The organism is Streptomyces sp. NPDC048462 (assembly GCF_043200175.1).
Classification (GTDB): Bacteria; Actinomycetota; Actinomycetes; order Streptomycetales; family Streptomycetaceae; genus Streptomyces.
Map to the genome: position 1 here is coordinate 75803 of NZ_JBICXG010000009.1, position 17670 is coordinate 93472.

The window sequence follows — 17670 nt, forward strand, 5'->3', positions numbered from 1 at the left end:
TCCCCCGGGCTTTCAGTACGCTTGGCGGTTATGAGCACTCTTGAGCCCGATCGCGGGGCAGGTACGGGAACCCTCGTGGAGCCGACGCCACAGGTGTCGAACGGCGACGGCGACCACGAGCGCTACGCCCATTACGTCCAGAAGGACAAGATCATGGCGAGTGCCCTGGAGGGCACCCCCGTGGTGGCGCTGTGCGGCAAGGTCTGGGTGCCGGGGCGCGACCCCAAGAAGTACCCGGTGTGCCCCATGTGCAAGGAGATCTACGAATCCATGGGCGCCGGCGGCGACAAGGACAAGGGCAAGGGCGGCAAGGACAAGAAGTAGTCCGCACCAGCAGAACCGACCTGCCCGGAAGAGCCCCCGGGGCACGCTGCCGCGTGCCCCGGGGGCTCTTTGCCGTCCGGGGCGGGCCGCGTCGCACCGGCCGCGTTGCACGGGCTGCTTCCCCGGGTCACAGAGTGGTTGAGACCACTTGTCGGCGACTTCGTCTAGACCTACCCTCCTGCAAGTTGTGCAGAACGAAACGCGCGTTGCGCATGCTGCAACGCCTACCGGTAGGGGTCCCGGATGAAGCTTTCTGCCCGAATTGCCGCCCCGGCTGCGGCGCTTGTGCTGGCGGGACTCACCGCCACCGCCTGCGCGCCGCAGACCTCCGACACCGGTGCCAAGGGGGACGAGAAGACCGGCACCCTGCGCGTCTGGCTGTTCCAGGAGGTGGGCAACAAGCCCAAGGAGAAGGTCGTCGACGCCGCGGTCGCGGGCTTCCGGAAGGCCCACGAGGGCGCGAAGGTCGAGATCGAGTACATACCCGTCGACACCCGCGCCCAGCGCGTCAAGGCCGCGTTCAACGACCCCAAGAGCGCCCCCGACCTGATCGAGTACGGCAACACCGATACCGCCGGCTACGTGAAGGACGGCGGACTGGCCGATGTCAGCGAGGAGTTCGCCGCCTGGGCGGACGCCAAGGACACCGACCCGACGGCCAAGCAGTCCGTGACGGTCGACGGCAAGATCTACGGCGCCCCGCTCTTCGTCGGCGTCCGGGCGCTGTACTACCGCACCGACGTCTTCAAGGACCTCGGCATCGGGGCGCCCAAGTCCCAGGCGGAGCTGATCTCCACCGCCAAGAAGATCCACAAGAAGAAGCCGGACCTCTACGGCCTCGCGGTGGGCGGCGCGTACACCTACGGCGCGATGCCGTTCATCTGGGGCAACGGCGGCGAACTCGCCGAGGGCGGCGGGACCTCGTACAAGGCGGCCATCAACAGCGAGAAGGCCCGCAAGGGCATCACCGCCTACACCTCGCTCTTCGGTGACACCAACTGCCCGGCCGCCAAGTGCGCGGCCATGGGCGGCAACGCGACCGTCACCGCCTTCGCCTCCGGCAAGGCCGCCATGGCCATCGGCGGCGACTTCAGCCACGCGGCCGTCGAGGCGGGCACCGTGAAGGGCAAGTACGCGGTCGTGCCGCTGCCCGGCGTCGCCGAGGGCTCCGTCGCCCCGGCGTTCGCGGGCGGCAACAACATCGGCGTACTCAAGAGCAGCAAGCACCGCACCCTCGCCGTCGACCTGATGAAGTCGCTGACCGGCAAGGAGACCCAGGCGAAGATGTTCGACGCGATGGGCTTCCTGCCCACGTACACGGACGTGCTGGACGCGGCAGCGAAGAAGGAGCCGTTCGTCGAACCGTTCGTCAAGACGCTCAGCGCGGGCGCCAAGTTCGTCCCCGCGTCGGCGGCCTGGGGCCAGATCGACTCCTCGTTGATCCTGCCGACGATGTTCCAGGAGATCGTCAGCGGCCGTAAGGACGTGGCCGGCGCCTCGGACGACGCGGCGAAGAAGATGGACGCCGCGTTCGCCGCCGCGGGCTGACGATGACGGCGAACAGCACGGCGTACAAGGCGCCGGGCGTACCCGGTGCGGGCGGGGTCACTCCCCGTCCGCGCCGGCGCCGCCCCTCGGTCTCCCCGGCCCGGCGGTCCGGCTGGACCCCCTGGCTCTACCTCCTGCCCGCGCTCGTCCTGCTGGGCGGGCTGCTGGTCTACCCGATCTACCAACTCGGCCTGATCTCCTTCCTGGAGTACACCCAGGCCCAGGTCAGCGGCGGCGAACCGACCACCTTCCAGGGGTTCGGCAACTACGCGACGCTCTTCCACGACAGTCAGTTCTGGCAGGTCCTCGCGGCCACCGTGGTCTTTGCGGGCCTGTGCGTGCTGGCCACCCTGCTGGTCGGCTGCGCGCTGGCCGTCCTGCTGACCCGGGTCCGGGCCCTGCCGAGGCTCGCCCTGATGATGGCCGCGCTCGGCGCCTGGGCGACCCCGGCGATCACCGGCTCCACCGTCTGGGTCTTCCTCTTCGACGCCGACTTCGGACCCGTCAACCGGGTACTGGGGCTCGGTGACTTCTCCTGGACGTACGGGCGCTACAGCGCCTTCGCGCTGGTGCTCCTCGAAGTGCTGTGGTGCTCGTTCCCGTTCGTGATGGTCACCGTGTACGCGGGCATCCGGGCGATCCCCACCGAGGTGCTGGAGGCGGCGGCGCTGGACGGCGCCTCGCAGTGGCGGATCTGGCGGTCGGTCATGGCACCGATGCTGCGGCCGATCCTGATCGTCGTCACCATCCAGTCGATCATCTGGGACTTCAAGGTCTTCACGCAGATCTACGTCATGACCAACGGCGGCGGCATCGCCGGCCAGAACCTGGTGCTCAACGTGTACGCCTACCAGAAGGCGTTCGCGTCCTCGCAGTACAGCCTCGGCTCGGCGATCGGCGTCGTGATGCTGGTGATCCTGCTCGCGGTCACGCTGGTCTATCTGCGCCTGGTGAGGCGCCAGGGGGAGGAACTGTGAGCCTGCCGTCCCTGTCGCGCGTCCGCCGGCCCGGCCGGCTCGCCGCCGAGGCCGCGGCGCTGCTGATCGCCGCCGCCGTGGCCTTCCCGCTGTACTGGATGGTGCTCTCGGCCTTCAAGCCGGCCGGGGAGGTCCAGTCCGCGCACCCCAGGCCCTGGACGCTGTCGCCGTCCCTGGACTCCTTCCGCCGGGTCTTCCAGCAGCAGGACTTCGGGCGCTACTTCCTCAACAGCCTGCTCGTCGCCGGCACGGTCGTCATCGTCTCCGCGCTGATCGCCTTCCTGGCGGCGACGGCGGTGACCCGGTTCCGGTTCCGCTTCCGCACCACCCTGCTGATCATGTTCCTGGTCGCGCAGATGGTGCCGGTCGAGGCGCTGACGATCCCGCTGTTCTTCCTGATGCGGGACTTCGGCCAGCTGAACACGCTCGGTTCGCTGATCCTGCCGCACCTGGCGTTCTCGCTGCCGTTCGCGATCTGGATGCTGCGCGGCTTCGTCAAGGCCGTCCCGGACGCGCTGGAGGAGGCCGCGTACATCGACGGGGCGAGCCGGGCCCGCTTCCTGTGGCAGATCCTCTTCCCGCTGGTCTTCCCGGGGCTGGTGGCGACCAGCGTCTTCTCGTTCATCTCGACCTGGAACGACTTCCTCTTCGCGAAGTCGTTCATCATCAGCGACACCTCCCAGTCGACGCTCCCGATGGCGCTGCTGGTCTTCTTCAAACCCGATGAGAACGACTGGGGAGGGATCATGGCAGCCTCGACGGTGATGACCGTTCCCGTGCTGGTCTTCTTCGTACTCGTACAGCGACGTCTGGTCTCGGGGCTGGGCGGAGCGGTTAAGGACTGACGTCATGGACATGGAACTGATCCCGGCACCCGTGCGCGCCGGCGGCCGGGGCAGGTGCGGATTCGTCCTGGACCCGGCCACCACCATCACGGCCGGCCCCGGCACCGAGACCACCGAACGCTGGCTGCGCGCCACCCTCGGCGCCGCCTTCGGCCTGTCCCTCGCACCGGGCGCCGAGGGCGCCGAGCAGTCCGTCCGGCTGCTGACCGACCCGGCCCTGGGGCCCGAGGAGTACCGGCTGACCACCCTGCCGGGCAACAGCGTCGCGATCACCGGCGGCAGCCCCGCCGGGGTCTTCTGGGGCGCCCAGACGCTGCGTCAGCTGCTGGGCCCGCAGGCGTTCCGCCGGGCGCCCGTCGACGACGGCGCCCGTCCCGGCTTCGGGTTCACCGACATCGAGGACGGCCCGCGCTTCCCGTGGCGCGGCATGATGCTCGACGTGGCACGGCACTTCATGCCCAAGACCGACGTCCTGCGCTACCTCGACCTCCTCGCCGCGCACAAGCTGAACGTCTTCCACTTCCACCTCACCGACGACCAGGGCTGGCGCGTCGAGATCAAGCGCTACCCGCGCCTGACCGAGACCGCCTCCTGGCGCTCGCGCACCAAGCACGGGCACCGGGCCTCCGAACTCTGGGACGAGACCCCGCACGGCGGCTTCTACACCCAGGACGACATCCGCGAGATCGTGGCGTACGCCGCGGCCCGGCACATCCGGGTCGTCCCCGAGATCGACATCCCGGGCCACTCGCAGGCGACCATCACCGCCTACCCGGAGCTCGGCAACACCGACGTCATCGACACCGGCGCCCTCTCCGTCTGGGGCGACTGGGGCGTCAGCCCGAACGTGCTCGCCCCCACGGAGCAGGCACTGCGCTTCTTCGAGGGCGTCTTCGAGGAGGTCCTCGAACTCTTCCCGGCCGCCACCTCGCCGTTCATCCACGTCGGCGGCGACGAGTGCCCCAAGGACCAGTGGAAGGCGTCGCCCGCCGCCCAGGCCCGTATCAAGGAGCTGGGCCTGGCCGACGAGGACGAGCTGCAGTCCTGGTTCATCCGGCACTTCGACGGCTGGCTCACCGCGCGGGGGCGCCGCCTCATCGGCTGGGACGAGATCCTGGAGGGCGGGCTCGCCGAGGGCGCGGCCGTCTCCTCGTGGCGCGGCTACGCGGGGGGCATCGCCGCCGCCGAGGCCGGGCACGACGTCGTCATGTGCCCCGAGCAGCAGGTCTACCTGGACCACCGTCAGCACGGCGGCCCCGACGAGCCGATGCCGATCGGATACGTGCGCACCCTGGAGGACGTCTACCGCTTTGAACCCGTGCCGCCGGGCCTCTCCGACGATGCGGCCCGGCACGTCCTCGGCACCCAGGCCAACGTCTGGACCGAGGTCATGCAGAACCGGGCCCGGGTCGACTACCAGGTCTTCCCGCGGCTGGCCGCCTTCGCGGAGGTCGCCTGGTCGGCCCTGCCCGCCTCCGCGGACCGGGACTTCGCCGACTTCGAGCGCCGGATGGCCACGCACTACGCGCGGCTGGACGCGCTGGGCGTCGACTACCGGCCGGCGGACGGCCCGTTGCCGTGGCAGCGGCGGCCCGGCATCCTCGGCCGCCCGCTGGAGGGAACACCCCCGAACGTGTGAGACCTCCCCCTTCCCGGTCCTCGCGGACTCTCCCGTCCAGAACTCTTCCGTTCAACCCTCCCGTGGAACGGCATAAGCCGTACAAGCTCGCTGAATAGTGGCAATTCGCACTCTGCTCCGAAGAGGTGCGAATCGGGATCATCACCCTGGCCAGGGACGGATACTCCCTTCGCGGACCCTCGCGTCGGGCCGGTCCGAAGATGTGCCAGAGTTGCCACGTCCAGGCTTTGAGCACGTACCGTACGGCGAAACAGACGGGACAGCCGGGACACCGGGAAGGGGCAGCTGGGTTGACCACGCAAGCACCGCAGGCGACGCAGTCCGTCACACTGCCTGCCTCGCTGGACGAGGCAGTGGCGGCACTCGGCGCCATGCCTGCCGCCGTCCCCGTGGCGGGCGGCACGGACCTGATGTCGGCCGTCAACAGGGGCCTCCTGCGCCCCTCCGGGCTGGTCGGCCTCGGCCGGATCAGTGAACTCCGCGGCTGGCACTACCAGGACGGCCACGCTCTCCTGGGCGCCGGTCTCACCCACGCCCGCATGGGGCGCCCCGACTTCGCCGCCCTCATCCCGGCCCTGGCCGCCTCCGCGCGCGCCGCGGGCCCGCCCCAGATCCGCAACGCCGGGACGCTCGGCGGCAACATCGCCACCGCGGCCCCGACCGGCGACGCCCTGCCGGTCCTGGCCGCGCTGGAGGCCGAGCTGGTCATCGCGGGCCCGGACGGCGCCCGCCGCGAGATCCCGGTCTCGCACCTGCTGGCCGGCCGCGAGATGCTGGAGCCCGCCGAACTCATCGGCTTCGTCCGGGTACCGCTGCTGCACGCCCCGCAGGTCTTCCTCAAGGCCACCGGCCGCACCGGCCCCGGCCGCGCCACCGCCTCCGTCGCGATCGTCCTCGACCCGGCCCGGCGCGGCGTGCGCTGCGCGGTCGGCGCCATCGCGCCGATGCCGCTGCGGCCGCTGGAGGCCGAACGCTGGATCGCCTCGCTGATCGACTGGGACGGCGAACGGGGCCTGGCGCCCGACGCGCTGGCCGCCTTCGGCGAGTACGTCGCCGCGGCGTGCATCCCGGACGAGCCACCGCCCGCCGACGGGGGTCAGGCGCCACCGCTGTCCCCCGCCGTACTGCACCTGCGGCGCACCGTCGCCGCGCTGGCCCGACGCGCGCTGGGGAGGGCACTGTCGTGAGCAACGAGGACCACACCGAACAGCACGGGGGGTGGGAGCCGATCCCCCAGAGCGGCGACTACGACGCCGAGGCGACCGCCTTCGTCCACCTGCCGCCGGAGGACCTGGCGAACATCCCGCTGGCCGCCCCCGGCCAGGGCTACGTACCGCCGATGATCCTGCCGCTGACCCCGGCCGCCGGGCTCGACCCCGCGGCCACCGGCAGCTGGGTCGTCCAGACGCCGAGCCGGCAGGACCGGCCGGACCACGGCACCGACGCGGAGCAGCCCGCCCCCGAGGCGGTGCACTGGCCCGACCCGAACCAGCAGCAGGCGCCGTACGGATACCCGCAGACCCCGTACCAGCCGCAGCCGCCCGGGGAGCAGTACCCGGACCGGTACCGCGAGGACCGGGCCGAGACCGGCCAGTGGAACTTCGCGGAGTCCGCCGAGTCCGCGGAACCCGCGGGGCACACCGGCCAGTGGCAGATCCCGGTCGCCGACGGCGATCTCCCGGAGGAGTCCGGCGAGTTCTCGGCCTCCGCGCTTGCCGCCGGCTGGTACGCCGACCGGACCCCGCCGGCCACCCTGCCCGGTGGCGCACCCGCCCCCTGGGCGACCCGCGAGCCGGAACCCGGGGCCGGGGACAGCGCACCGCCGCAGGGGACGGACCACGGCACGGCACCTGAAGCGCCGGACACCGCGGCGGCGGGGGACGGGCCCGAGGACACGCACGAGGTCCCGCCGGACGCGCCCCACCAGGACGCCTCGCAGCCCGCGGTCCCCGACATCCCCCCACTCTCCGACGCTCCCGCCATGGAGCACCCCGGCCCGGCCGGACCGGACGCCGAGCCGGCTGCAGAGGATGCGCCGGACACCGGGGACACGGACGATGCCGCGACGGAGCCCGACGCGACGGACCTCGCCCCGGCGGACGCTGACCCGGCTCCCGAAGCCACGGACACCGATCTCGACGTCACCGCGCCCGACACCGACCCCGACGCCCTCGACGCGGCTCCGGCCCCCCGGCTCGACCTGCCCAGCGAGCACCCCTCCGCCTCGTACGCGCTGCACGTGAACGGCGTCGACCGGCCCGTCACCGACGCCTGGATCGGCGAGTCGCTGCTCTACGTGCTGCGCGAGCGCCTCGGCCTCGCCGGAGCCAAGGACGGCTGCTCGCAGGGTGAATGCGGTGCCTGCAACGTCCAGGTGGACGGCCGGCTCGTCGCCTCCTGCCTGGTCCCCGCGGCCACCGCGGCGGGCAGCGAGGTCCGTACCGTCGAGGGCCTGGCCGTCGACGGCGAACCGTCCGACGTCCAGCGGGCCCTCGCCGACTGCGGCGCCGTCCAGTGCGGCTTCTGCATCCCCGGAATGGCGATGACCGTCCACGACCTGCTGGAGGGCAACCACGCCCCCAGCGAACTGGAGACCCGCCAGGCGCTCTGCGGCAACCTCTGCCGCTGCTCCGGCTACCGGGGCGTGCTCGACGCCGTGAACGAGGTCATCGCGGGCCGTGAGGCGGCCTCCGCGCCCGCACCGGACGCCGCGGAGCACGACGCGGAACAGGACGGGGCCCGCATCCCGCACCAGGCAGCCCCCGGCGCGGGTAGTGTGCAGGCCCATCTGCAGGACGGAGGCATGGCGTGAGCAACGACGCAGCCACCGCGGCCGGCGCGACCCACACGGCGATCAGCATCCCCTCACTGGACGGACCCGACGGCCCCGAGGGCGAGCAGCCGATGTTCGGCCTCGGCGCCTCGCTGCCGCCGGCCGACGCCCGTCCCAAGACCGAGGGCACCTTCCCGTACGCCGCCGACCTGTGGGCCGAGGGACTGCTCTGGGCGGCGGTCCTCCGCTCCCCGCACCCCCATGCCCGCATCCTGTCGATCGACACCTCCGCCGCCCTCGAAATGCCGGGCGTGCGCGCGGTCGTCACCCACGAGGACGTCCCCGGCGAGAGCGCCTACGGACGCCGCGTCGTGGACCGCCCGGTCTTCGCCTCCGACCTGGTCCGCCACCACGGCGAGCCGATCGCCGCCGTCGCCGCCGACCACCCCGACACGGCCCGGCTGGCCGCCGCCGCCATCGCCGTCGAGTACGAGGTACTGGAACCGGTCACCGACCCGGAGAAGGCCTTCGCCGCCGAACCCCTGCACCCCGACGGCAACCTGATCCGCCACATCCCGCTGCGCTACGGCGACCCGGAGATCGTGGGCGAGGTCATCGTCGAGGGCCTGTACCGCATCGGCCGCCAGGACCCGGCGCCCATCGGCGCCGAGGCCGGGCTCGCCGTACCCCGCCCCGACGGCGGCGTCGAGATCTACACCGCCTCCACCGACCCGCACACCGACCGCGACCTCGCCGCCGCCTGCTTCGGCCTCGAACCGGACCGGGTGAAGGTCGTCGTGACCGGCGTCCCCGGCGCCACCGGCGACCGCGAGGACCCCGGATTCCAGCTCCCGTTGGGGCTGCTCGCCCTGCGCACCGGCTGCCCGGTCAAACTGGCCGCCACCCGCGAGGAGTCCTTCCTCGGCCACGCGCACCGCCACCCGACGCTGCTCCGCTACCGCCACCACGCGGACGCCGAGGGCCGCCTGGTGAAGGTCGAGGCGCAGATCCTCCTCGACGCGGGCGCGTACGCCGACGACTCGTCCGAGTCGCTGGCCGCCGCCGTCGCGTTCGCCTGCGGCCCCTACGTCGTCCCGCACGCCTTCATCGAGGGCTGGGCCGTCCGTACGAACAACCCGCCGTCCGGCCACGTCCGCGGCGAGGGCGCGATGCAGGTCTGTGCCGCGTACGAGGGCCAGATGGACAAGCTGGCCGGCAAGCTCGGCATCGACCCGGCCGAACTGCGGCTGCGCAACACCCTATCCACCGGCGACATCCTGCCCACCGGACAGACCGTGACCTGCCCGGCCCCCGTGGCCGAACTCCTGCGCTCGGTACGGGACTTCCCGCTGCCCTCGCTCCCCAAGGACTCCCCGGAGGACGACTGGCTGCTCCCGGGCGGCCCGGAGGGCGCCGGCGAACCCGGCGCGGTGCGGCGCGGGGTCGGCTACGCGCTGGGCATGGTCCACATGCTCGGCGCCGAGGGCACCGACGAGGTCTCCACGGCCACCGTCCGGGTCCACGACGGGGTCGCCACCGTCATCTGCGCCGCCGTCGAGACGGGGCAGGGCTTCTCTACGCTGGCCCGCCAGGTCGTCCAGGAGACCCTGGGCATCGAGGAGGTCCACGTGGCCTCCGTCGACACCGACCAGCCCCCGGCGGGACCGGCCACGCACGGCCGTCACACCTGGGTCTCCGCCGGAGCGGTCGAACGCGCGGCGAAGATGGTCCGCACCCAGCTGCTCCAGCCGCTGGCCCACAAGTTCGGCATGTCGACCGAGCTGCTCCAGATCGCCGACGGCAAGATCACCAGCTATGACGGGGTGCTCTCCACGACCGTCACCGAGGCGATGGACGGCAAGGAACTCTGGGCCACCGCCCAGTGCCGCCCGCATCCCACCGAGCCGCTCGACGAGTCCGGCCAGGGCGACGCCTTCGTGGGCCTCGCCTTCTGCGCGATCCGCGCGGTCGTCGACGTCGACATCGAGCTCGGCTCGGTCCGTGTCGTGGAGATGGCCGTGGCCCAGGACGTCGGCCGGGTCCTCAACCCGTCCCAGCTGGCGACCCGGATCGAGGCGGGCGTCACCCAGGGCATCGGCACCGCCCTGACGGAGAACCTCCGCACCGCCCGCGGCCTGATCCGCCACCCCGACCTCACCGGCTACGCCCTGCCGACCTCCCTGGACGCGCCGGACATCCGCATCGTCAGGCTCGTCGAGGAACGCGACGTGGTGGCCCCGTTCGGCGCCAAGCCAGCCTCGGCGGTCCCCGTGGTGACCTCCCCGGCAGCCGTGGCCGCCGCGGTCCGCTCGGCCACCGGCCGCCCGATCAACCGCCTCCCGATCAGGCCCCAGGCAGCGGTGGCGGCGGCCGGGTCCTGAGCCACGTACGGATGGTGTGACCCTTGGGCGCCCCGACGCGCTGTGAGCTGAACCGGATCGGGTGCTCCGGGACGGCTCTTCCCCGGGCCTGAGTACGCGTACTCAGGCTCCAGGTGTGACCGTTGGTTAATCTGCGGTCACCAGCGAGTAAGGGGCGCACGTGGCCACACTGATCGGCGGTGCGGCGCGGGGGGTTCTGGATCGATTCGCACGAGGTGCACAAGGCGAGCGAGGCCGCCGGCAAGGTTGCCCACGACATGCCGGAAGACATCAAAGTCCTGTTCACGCCGACGGACGCGGCTGTCGGCGGACTGGCCGGTTTCCAGGCAGCCCAGGCGATCGACGACTGCATGGAGGCGTGGACGAAGGCGCTGCGTTCATTGGCGGGCATGGTGGGAAGCACGGCGGACGCGGTCGGTAGCTCCGCCAAGGGCTTCACCCACGAGGACCAGGAGCGCCGGAAGGCGTTCCTCGGTCCTACGCTCCAGGCGTCAGCCCACCGGGCCTCTACTCGGCGAACGGTGGGTACTGAGCATGCGGGTCTCGGAGCTCCGTGATGCCAAGCCATTCCGGTGAAGCGCTCGCCACCTACCGGGGCCGACTCGCGGACGCGGTCGCGGACGCCACGGACGCCGGTTACAAAGTCGTCGGCAGACCGACCGGCACCACGACCATCTCCCGCAGCCGCAACATCCTCACTGTGGTCTCCGAGCAACGTCGCGGCGAGTTGTTGGAACAGGTCCAGCGATATTGGAAGCAGCAGGGCGTCCGGGATTTCGACGTCGACTCCGAACGGTCATGCCAAGGATCCGGGCCACTTCCGCCGATGGACTCGTCGTCACCCTGGAAGTCGGCAGTATCGGCAACGTCTTCGTCACGGCAGGACTCGGCTGTGCCGATGACTCCCCGATGACCTATCCAACGGGGACGCCTGGCCGGCCGGGGGGCCGAAGACGGAGGAACTGATGCCGCGGGAGCATTCGGACTTCTGGTTCTCCGGCGACCCGCGTCGGAAGTAGCCCGGAGCGCTGCCCCGTAGTGACCGGGGGCATGGCAGGCCCCGGCGGCGTGGGGCGACCATGGGCGGATGCACCTCTCCGAGACGGAACGCGCCGCCGATCAGGGCGGCCCCACGCTGGCGCAGCTCCTCGCGCTGATCGCCGCCGGGACGCTCGACGTCGTCGCTGCACCCCTCGGCACCGGCGTACCGGTGTCCGACGTGGTGCTGCACGACCCGGGTGAGGAGCGGGACGAGGACGTCTGGGCGGCCACCGGGCTGGTGCTGCTCGCGGTCGGGGTGGAGGTCGCCTCGCCCGAGGCCGTCGACGTGCTGCGCGCCGCCGACCGTGCCGGGGCGGCGGCCGTGGTGATGCGGCGCGGTGCACGGGGGCCTCGGGCGGCGTTGCTGGAGGCGGCGGAGCGCGGGCGTACGGCGTTGCTGACCCGGCGGGCCGGGCAGGGCTGGACCGAGGTGCTCGGGCAGCTGCGGACGGCGCTGGTGCACAGCGTCCCGGACCGGTCCGGGGGTGCGGCCGGGGTGGACGGGCTGCGGCTGGGGGACCTGTCGGGTCTCGCCAACACCGTGGCTGACCTCGTCGGCGGCGCGATCACCATCGAGGACCCGCAGTCGCGGGTGCTCGCCTATTCGCGGATGGACCACGAGCCCGATCCGATGCGCCGGCTCACGATCCTCGGCCAGGAGGTGCCCCGCTGGCGCGTCGTCGAACTGCGCGAGAGCGGCTTCTTCCAGGCGCTCTGGAACACCGACGACGTGGTGCGGCTCCCCGCCGACGAGCGGTACGCCGAGCGGCTGGCCGTCGCGGTGCGGCACGGCTCCGAGGTGCTCGGCTCGATCTGGGCGGCGGCCGACGGGCGGCCGCCGGCCGAGGACGCGGTGGCGGCGCTGCGCACGGCCGCCCGCGCCGCGGTCCCGCACCTGTCGCACCACCGGACCTGGGGCCGGGCGGCGGCGTGGGCGCGCGAGGGTTCGGTGCACGCACTCCTGGCGGGCAGCGGGCAGCCGGCGCACGACGTGGGGATCGTCCGGGGCCGGCCGTACGCCGTGCTGGTGGCGGAGGCCCACGACGGCCCGGAACCCGCGCCGGGTGACGCCGGGCAGCGGGTGCAGCGGGTCCTTGACGTACTGGCGCTGCGGGCCGCCGCCTACCGCCCGGGGTGTGTGACCGCCCGGTCCGGGCAGCGGCTGTACGTCCTGGTCCCGGCCTCGGACGGCGAGCGGGACCCCGCGCGCACCCTGCTGGCGACGGCCCGTTCGGTGCCCCGGGGTGTGGTGTTCGCCGGAGCCGGGCCCGTGGTGGCGGACCTGGCGGAGCTGCCCGCGTCCCGGGACGCCGCGGAGCTGGTGGTGCGGGTGCTCCGGGAGCGTGCCGCGCGCCTGCCCCCTGCCGGGGCCGGGTCGGCGGTGGCGTCGTACGAGGAGGTCGCGGCCGAGGCGGCGGTGCTGCGGCTGCTCGACCGGGTGGAGCCGCTGTGGGCGGAGACGGCGGGGCCGGTGCACGCGATGCTGGAGCACGACCGGTCGCACGGTGCGTGTTACGGCGAGTCCGTCGCCTCGTACCTCGACGCCTTCGGCGACACGGCCGCCGCCGCGCGACAGCTCAACGTGCACCCCAATACCCTGCGGTACCGGCTGCGCCGGGCCCGGGAGCTGTTCGGCGTCGACCTGGCCGACCCGGCCGTGCGGCTGCTGGCGGAGATCGGACTGCGCCTCGGGCCCGCCCGGCCGCGGTCCTGATTCCGGTACTGGTTCCGGTTCCGGTTCCGGTCCGCCGGGTGGCGGGCGGTCTTCGTCATCATGATCGTTTCCTTGTCGGGCCGGACACGCGAACCGGGCGGTCCTGGTGCCGAACGACGAAGACATGCCGGGCTCCGCACCCCGAAGCTGAGCACAACAGCCCGCGGTCCGACGGGGGCGGTGCATGAGCGACCCATCACGTAGGAGTGTGGTTCAGGTGACTTCCGGTCCGGCCCCCCAGCGCAAGCGCGCCCGTGAGGCGGCGCTCGCCCGTGCCGTCGAGGACGGACTGCTCGGCCCCGGATCGCCCCTGGTCGGCCTGCTCGACGTCGACGGGGTGCTGGCCGCGGTGGACGCGCTGAACGAGGCGTTCCAGGGGCCGGCCACCGTCCACCACACGTTCGCGGCCAAGGCCTGCGGCCTGGTGCCGGTGCTCCGGCTGCTCGCCGAAGCCGGTATGGGCTGCGAGGTGGCCTCGCCCGGCGAGCTGGAACAGGCCCTCGCCGCCGGCTTCAGCCACGACCGGCTGGTGTTCGACAGCCCCGCGAAGACGGTCGAGGAGCTGGAGTTCGCCCTGGAGCACGGCATCGCGATCAACCTGGACAACTTCCAGGAGCTGGAGCGCGTCGACCGGCTGCTGGCCGGCCGCGAGCCCGCCGGGCCCATCGGCCTGCGGGTGAACCCCCAGGTCGGCGCCGGTGCCATCGGCGCGATGAGCACGGCCACCGCGACGTCCAAGTTCGGCGTCGCGCTGCGCGACCCGGGAGCCGTCGACGCGGTGATCGACGCCTTCACCACGCGCCCCTGGCTCAACCGCCTGCACGCACACGTCGGTTCCCAGGGCTGTCCGCTGCCGCTCATCGCCCAGGGCGTCGGCGTCGCGTACGAACTGGCGGAACGGATCAACAAGCAGCTGGGGCAGGCCCGGATCACCGGCCTCGACATCGGCGGCGGCCTGCCCGTCAACTTCGACAGTGAGGACGACCGCCCCACCTACACCGACTACGTCAGCGAACTGCGCGCAGCCGCCCCCGGCCTCTTCGACGGCCGCTACACCCTCGTCACCGAGTTCGGCCGCTCGCTGCTGGCGAAGAGCGGCACCATCGCATCGGTCGTCGAGTACACCAAGTCGGCCGGCGGCCGGCGGATCGCGGTGACCCACGCCGGTGCCCAGGTGGCCACCCGCACCGTCTTCATGCCGGACTCCTGGCCCCTGCGCGTCGGCGTGTTCGACGCGGCGGGCCGTCCCAAGGAGGGGCCGCTCCAGGTCGTGGACATCGCCGGACCCTGCTGCTTCGCCGGTGACCTGACCGCGAGCGCCCGCGAACTCCCGGCCGTGGAGCCCGGGGACCTGGTGGCGCTGTACGACACCGGGGCGTACTACTTCTCGTCCCACTTCTCCTACAACTCCCTGCCCAGACCCGCCGTGTACGGTTATCGCGCGGATTCCGCCGGACAGGTCCGCCTCGCCATGGTCCGCGAGGCCCAGAGCGTGCGCGAAGTCGTCGAGGAGAGTGGCCTCTCCCACGCGGACGCGCTCGTGGCGCTGTGCGCGCGGGGGCCGGAGCAGACACCGAAGAAGGAGGTGGCGGGGTGAAGCACGTCCTCATATCCGCCGACGTGACTCCTCCTCGCCCTGTCCGGCATCAGCGATCGAACGGTTCAGCCCGGCCTTGGCCGCCGCCCCGTTCGGCAGAAACACACCCGGTGTATCGGGGTCGGGCCTCGGCGCGGGGGCCTTGCTCATGCTGCGGATCCTGAGGTCTTCGTGCGCGATGAAGTCATGCGCGCGGACCAGGGTGAGCGCGGTCTTGTGCGCGTGATCGAGCCGCTGACGCCGCACCTTGCCGTGCAGGGCCCCCCACCCTCTCCACCGCCCGCTGATGGTTACGGGTCCGGTCCTTGGCTTTGCAGCGTGGGAATCGGGACAGGGCCCGCTGCGCGGCCTCCAGTTCGCAGGCGGCCCTGCGGGCATGGCGCGGGTTGGGGATGTGGGTGCCGTTGGAGTCGGTGAGGAAGGGCCTCCTCCCGATAACTGCGCCAGGAGTTCACCGGCCGCACCGACCGGGCAGTCGTGCACGGCCGTTCCTGGTCCCCGTCCTCCTTCGCGGGGTCCTGAGGCGGGGCAGGGCTGAGCATCGTCAGGCAGTACGTCGAGCGGCAGGAACGTCCACTCTGATCATCACCCCAGAGCAGCCACGAGATCGTATTCCCGCCCGGCCTGAAGGCCGGGGCCCCTGCGAAGACCCGGGACGGAAGGCGCGCCGGGCGCCGTCTCCCCGCCAACGACGCGCACTGCGGCATGGACAACACCTTCATCGAGGAACTCGACCCGAGCGCCGTCCTGATCGTCCTCGGCGCCGGCTGGAGCGCGAGGCGCCCGAGCGGCTGACCCTGCGCATGTGGCTGTTCCCGTACCTGACCTGGGTGGTGATGGCCGGCTTCGCCGCGGTGCTGGTGGCCATGGCCGTCATCGGCGACCAGCGCACCCAGCTGTTCACCAGCCTCGGGAGCCTGGCCGCCGTACTCGTCGCCTACGCGGTGCGCCGGGCGCGCGGCAGCCGTCCGGTTCCGGACGCCCCGCTCACCGACTGACCCGTCACATGGAACCGCCCGCCCCCGCGTCGTCAGGACGAGGGGGCGGGCGGTTCCGTATACCGAGGCCGTGACCGGAATCGAACCGGTGTAACTCGAGTTGCAGTCGAGCCCCTGAGCCTCTCGGGCACACGGCCGTGCGTTGTTCTGGTCCCGACCGTAGGCGCTGGTGGCAACGGCCGCCAAGAGCACGGGCCGTCCCGCAACGCGACTGCCACACCGCGTTCATGAACGGCCGACCGGTCCTACGACCAAGGGACCAGAACGGGAGCGACTCACGACAGGGGTCAGGGGGGATTTTGCCCCTTACTCTAGGGTTCATGACCGCCCTGGAACCGCCTGACGCCGAGGTCTCGGCCGGCCACGAAGACGCTGCTGACCTGCACAGAGCCGTTGCCGCGACGGCGGCGGAAGGGGTCCTCGGGCGGACCTACCGGGCACTCAGCATCGGCATCGTCTCCGTCGTCTTCCTGATCGCCTTCGAGGCCACCGCCGTGGGGACCGCGATGCCGGTCGCCGCGCGCGAGCTGCACGGCATCCCGCTGTACGCGTTCGCGTTCTCCGCGTACTTCACCACCAGCCTCTTCGCCATGGTGCTCTCCGGCCAGTGGGCCGACCGGCGCGGGCCGCTGGGGCCGCTCGCCGCCGGGATCACCGCCTTCGGGGTGGGCCTGCTGCTGTCCGGGACCGCGGGCACCATGTGGATGTTCGTCGCGGGGCGGGCCGTGCAGGGGCTCGGCGGCGGGCTGGTGATCGTCGCGCTGTACGTGGTGGTCAGCCGGGCCTACCCGGAGCCGCTGCGGCCCGCCATCATGGCCGGGTTCGCCGCGAGCTGGGTGATCCCGTCCGTCGTCGGGCCACTGGCCTCCGGAAGCGTGACCGAGCACCTGGGCTGGCGCTGGGTCTTCGTCGGCATCCCGGTGCTGGTGGTCTTCCCGCTGGCGCTCGCGCTGCCCGCGATCCGGCGGATGGCGTCCGGGCCCGCCGACCCGGCGGCGCCCGTCGAGCCGTTCGACCGCCGGCGCATCGCGCTCGCGCTGGGCATCTCGCTGGGCGCGGGACTGCTCCAGTACGCCGGGCAGGAGCGGAACTGGTTCTCGCTGCTGCCCGCCGCCGCGGGGATCGCCCTGCTCGTCCCCGCGGTGCGCGGTCTGCTGCCCCGGGGCACCGGACGGGCGGCGCGCGGGCTGCCCTCGGTGGTGCTGCTGCGCGGGGTGGCGGCCGGGTCGTTCATCGCCGCCGAGTCGTTCGTCCCCCTGATGCTGGTCACTCAGCGCGGCCTGTCCCCGACGATGGCCGGGCTGTCGCTCGCGGCCGGTGGCGGGACGTGGGCGCTGGGTTCGTTCCTGCAGTCCCGGCGCCGCCTGGAGCCGCACCGCGAGCGGCTGATGGTGGCCGGCATGGTGCTGGTCGCCGTGGCGATCGCGGGGGCGCCCACCGTGCTGATCGACGGGGTGCCGGTCTGGACGGTCGCCGTGGCCTGGGCGGTCGGCTGCCTCGGCATGGGCACGGTGACCGCGTCGACCAGCGTGCTGCTGCTGAAGCTGTCCGCGCCCCACGAGGCCGGGGCGAACTCCGCGGCCCTGCAGATCTCCGACGGGCTCTCCAACGCCCTGCTGCTGGCGGCGGGCGGCGCGGCGTTCGGCGCGCTCGGCGGGGGAGCGGTGGGGGCCGTGCACGAGGCCGCCGAGGCGGGCGCCTCCGGCTCGCACCCGGGGGCGTTCGTGGTGGTGTTCCTGCCGATGGCGGGGGTCGCGATGGTGGGGGCGTGGGTGGCTACGCGGGTGCGGGCAGAGTCGTAGCACCACGTGGTACTGGGCGGTACCATCATTT

At 72.5% G+C, this 17670-nt stretch carries 13 protein-coding genes, 1 tRNA gene and 1 pseudogene; 13 read left to right on the top strand and 2 right to left on the bottom strand.

Going from position 1 to position 17670, the window contains the following annotated elements:
* The first annotated feature begins 30 nt into the window (after positions 1–30).
* The 11 genes from ACGFU6_RS17330 to ACGFU6_RS17380 all read left to right on the top strand — a co-directional run bounded on the left by ACGFU6_RS17330 (position 31) and on the right by ACGFU6_RS17380 (position 14839).
* On the top strand, positions 31–324 hold the full coding sequence (locus tag ACGFU6_RS17330) for a DUF3039 domain-containing protein (protein ID WP_073723799.1): 294 nt from the start codon (positions 31–33) through the stop codon (positions 322–324).
* 243 nt (positions 325–567) lie between these two features.
* Positions 568–1872, top strand: coding sequence for an extracellular solute-binding protein (locus ACGFU6_RS17335; RefSeq protein WP_393611668.1), 1305 nt, complete (start codon positions 568–570; stop codon positions 1870–1872).
* A 2-nt stretch (positions 1873–1874) separates the two neighbouring features.
* Positions 1875–2849 (top strand): carbohydrate ABC transporter permease, encoded by a 975-nt coding sequence (locus ACGFU6_RS17340; protein ID WP_393611669.1) that lies wholly within the window; start codon positions 1875–1877, stop codon positions 2847–2849.
* The gene (locus ACGFU6_RS17345; RefSeq protein WP_123525730.1) at positions 2846–3694 is read left to right on the top strand and encodes a carbohydrate ABC transporter permease; all 849 of its coding nucleotides are present in this window, start codon (positions 2846–2848) and stop codon (positions 3692–3694) included. Before ACGFU6_RS17340 ends, ACGFU6_RS17345 begins: the two co-directional genes overlap by 4 nt.
* Before the next feature lie 4 nt (positions 3695–3698).
* Positions 3699–5333, top strand: a complete 1635-nt coding sequence (locus tag ACGFU6_RS17350; RefSeq protein ID WP_393611670.1) for a beta-N-acetylhexosaminidase — start codon at positions 3699–3701, stop codon at positions 5331–5333.
* Between the two features lie 290 nt (positions 5334–5623).
* Positions 5624–6520: an FAD binding domain-containing protein gene (locus tag ACGFU6_RS17355; RefSeq protein WP_393611671.1), complete on the top strand. Its 897-nt coding sequence runs from the start codon at positions 5624–5626 to the stop codon at positions 6518–6520.
* Complete coding sequence (locus ACGFU6_RS17360) at positions 6517–8145, top strand: 2Fe-2S iron-sulfur cluster-binding protein (protein ID WP_393611673.1); 1629 nt, start codon at positions 6517–6519, stop codon at positions 8143–8145. The genes ACGFU6_RS17355 and ACGFU6_RS17360 overlap by 4 nt, the downstream gene beginning before the upstream one ends.
* On the top strand, positions 8142–10487 hold the full coding sequence (locus ACGFU6_RS17365) for a xanthine dehydrogenase family protein molybdopterin-binding subunit (protein WP_393611674.1): 2346 nt from the start codon (positions 8142–8144) through the stop codon (positions 10485–10487). The genes ACGFU6_RS17360 and ACGFU6_RS17365 overlap by 4 nt, the downstream gene beginning before the upstream one ends.
* Before the next feature lie 257 nt (positions 10488–10744).
* The gene (locus ACGFU6_RS17370) at positions 10745–11044 is read left to right on the top strand and encodes a hypothetical protein (protein WP_393611676.1); all 300 of its coding nucleotides are present in this window, start codon (positions 10745–10747) and stop codon (positions 11042–11044) included.
* Positions 11045–11574: 530 nt separating this feature from the next.
* A complete protein-coding gene (locus ACGFU6_RS17375) occupies positions 11575–13242 on the top strand; it encodes a PucR family transcriptional regulator (protein ID WP_393611677.1) in 1668 nt (555 codons plus the stop codon).
* Positions 13243–13426: 184 nt separating this feature from the next.
* Positions 13427–14839: a diaminopimelate decarboxylase gene (locus ACGFU6_RS17380; protein ID WP_393611679.1), complete on the top strand. Its 1413-nt coding sequence runs from the start codon at positions 13427–13429 to the stop codon at positions 14837–14839.
* A gap of 36 nt (positions 14840–14875) precedes the next feature.
* On the opposite strand, the pseudogene ACGFU6_RS17385 reads toward ACGFU6_RS17380, so the two are convergent.
* Positions 14876–15266 (bottom strand): annotated as a pseudogene (locus ACGFU6_RS17385) (transposase); the annotation flags it as partial.
* A gap of 376 nt (positions 15267–15642) precedes the next feature.
* Between ACGFU6_RS17385 and ACGFU6_RS17390 the strand changes: the two are divergent.
* A complete protein-coding gene (locus ACGFU6_RS17390; protein WP_393611680.1) occupies positions 15643–15837 on the top strand; it encodes a hypothetical protein in 195 nt (64 codons plus the stop codon).
* 65 nt (positions 15838–15902) lie between these two features.
* Here ACGFU6_RS17390 and ACGFU6_RS17395 read toward each other — a convergent pair.
* Positions 15903–15974, bottom strand: a tRNA-Cys gene (locus ACGFU6_RS17395).
* A 183-nt stretch (positions 15975–16157) separates the two neighbouring features.
* Between ACGFU6_RS17395 and ACGFU6_RS17400 the strand changes: the two genes are divergently transcribed.
* Positions 16158–17639: an MFS transporter gene (locus ACGFU6_RS17400; protein WP_393611682.1), complete on the top strand. Its 1482-nt coding sequence runs from the start codon at positions 16158–16160 to the stop codon at positions 17637–17639.
* Positions 17640–17670 lie beyond the last annotated feature (31 nt).

Excerpts from the sequence above, each read along its gene's own strand:
- ACGFU6_RS17330 (WP_073723799.1), top strand. The coding sequence starts at position 31 with ATGAGCACTCTTGAGCCCGATCGCGGGGCAGGTACGGGAACCCTCGTG.
- ACGFU6_RS17335 (WP_393611668.1), top strand. The coding sequence starts at position 568 with ATGAAGCTTTCTGCCCGAATTGCCGCCCCGGCTGCGGCGCTTGTGCTG.
- ACGFU6_RS17340 (WP_393611669.1), top strand. The coding sequence starts at position 1,875 with ATGACGGCGAACAGCACGGCGTACAAGGCGCCGGGCGTACCCGGTGCG.
- ACGFU6_RS17350 (WP_393611670.1), top strand. The coding sequence starts at position 3,699 with ATGGACATGGAACTGATCCCGGCACCCGTGCGCGCCGGCGGCCGGGGC.
- ACGFU6_RS17370 (WP_393611676.1), top strand. The coding sequence starts at position 10,745 with ATGCCGGAAGACATCAAAGTCCTGTTCACGCCGACGGACGCGGCTGTC.
- ACGFU6_RS17375 (WP_393611677.1), top strand. The coding sequence starts at position 11,575 with ATGCACCTCTCCGAGACGGAACGCGCCGCCGATCAGGGCGGCCCCACG.
- ACGFU6_RS17380 (WP_393611679.1), top strand. The coding sequence starts at position 13,427 with ATGAGCGACCCATCACGTAGGAGTGTGGTTCAGGTGACTTCCGGTCCG.
- ACGFU6_RS17390 (WP_393611680.1), top strand. The coding sequence starts at position 15,643 with ATGTGGCTGTTCCCGTACCTGACCTGGGTGGTGATGGCCGGCTTCGCC.
- ACGFU6_RS17400 (WP_393611682.1), top strand. The coding sequence starts at position 16,158 with ATGACCGCCCTGGAACCGCCTGACGCCGAGGTCTCGGCCGGCCACGAA.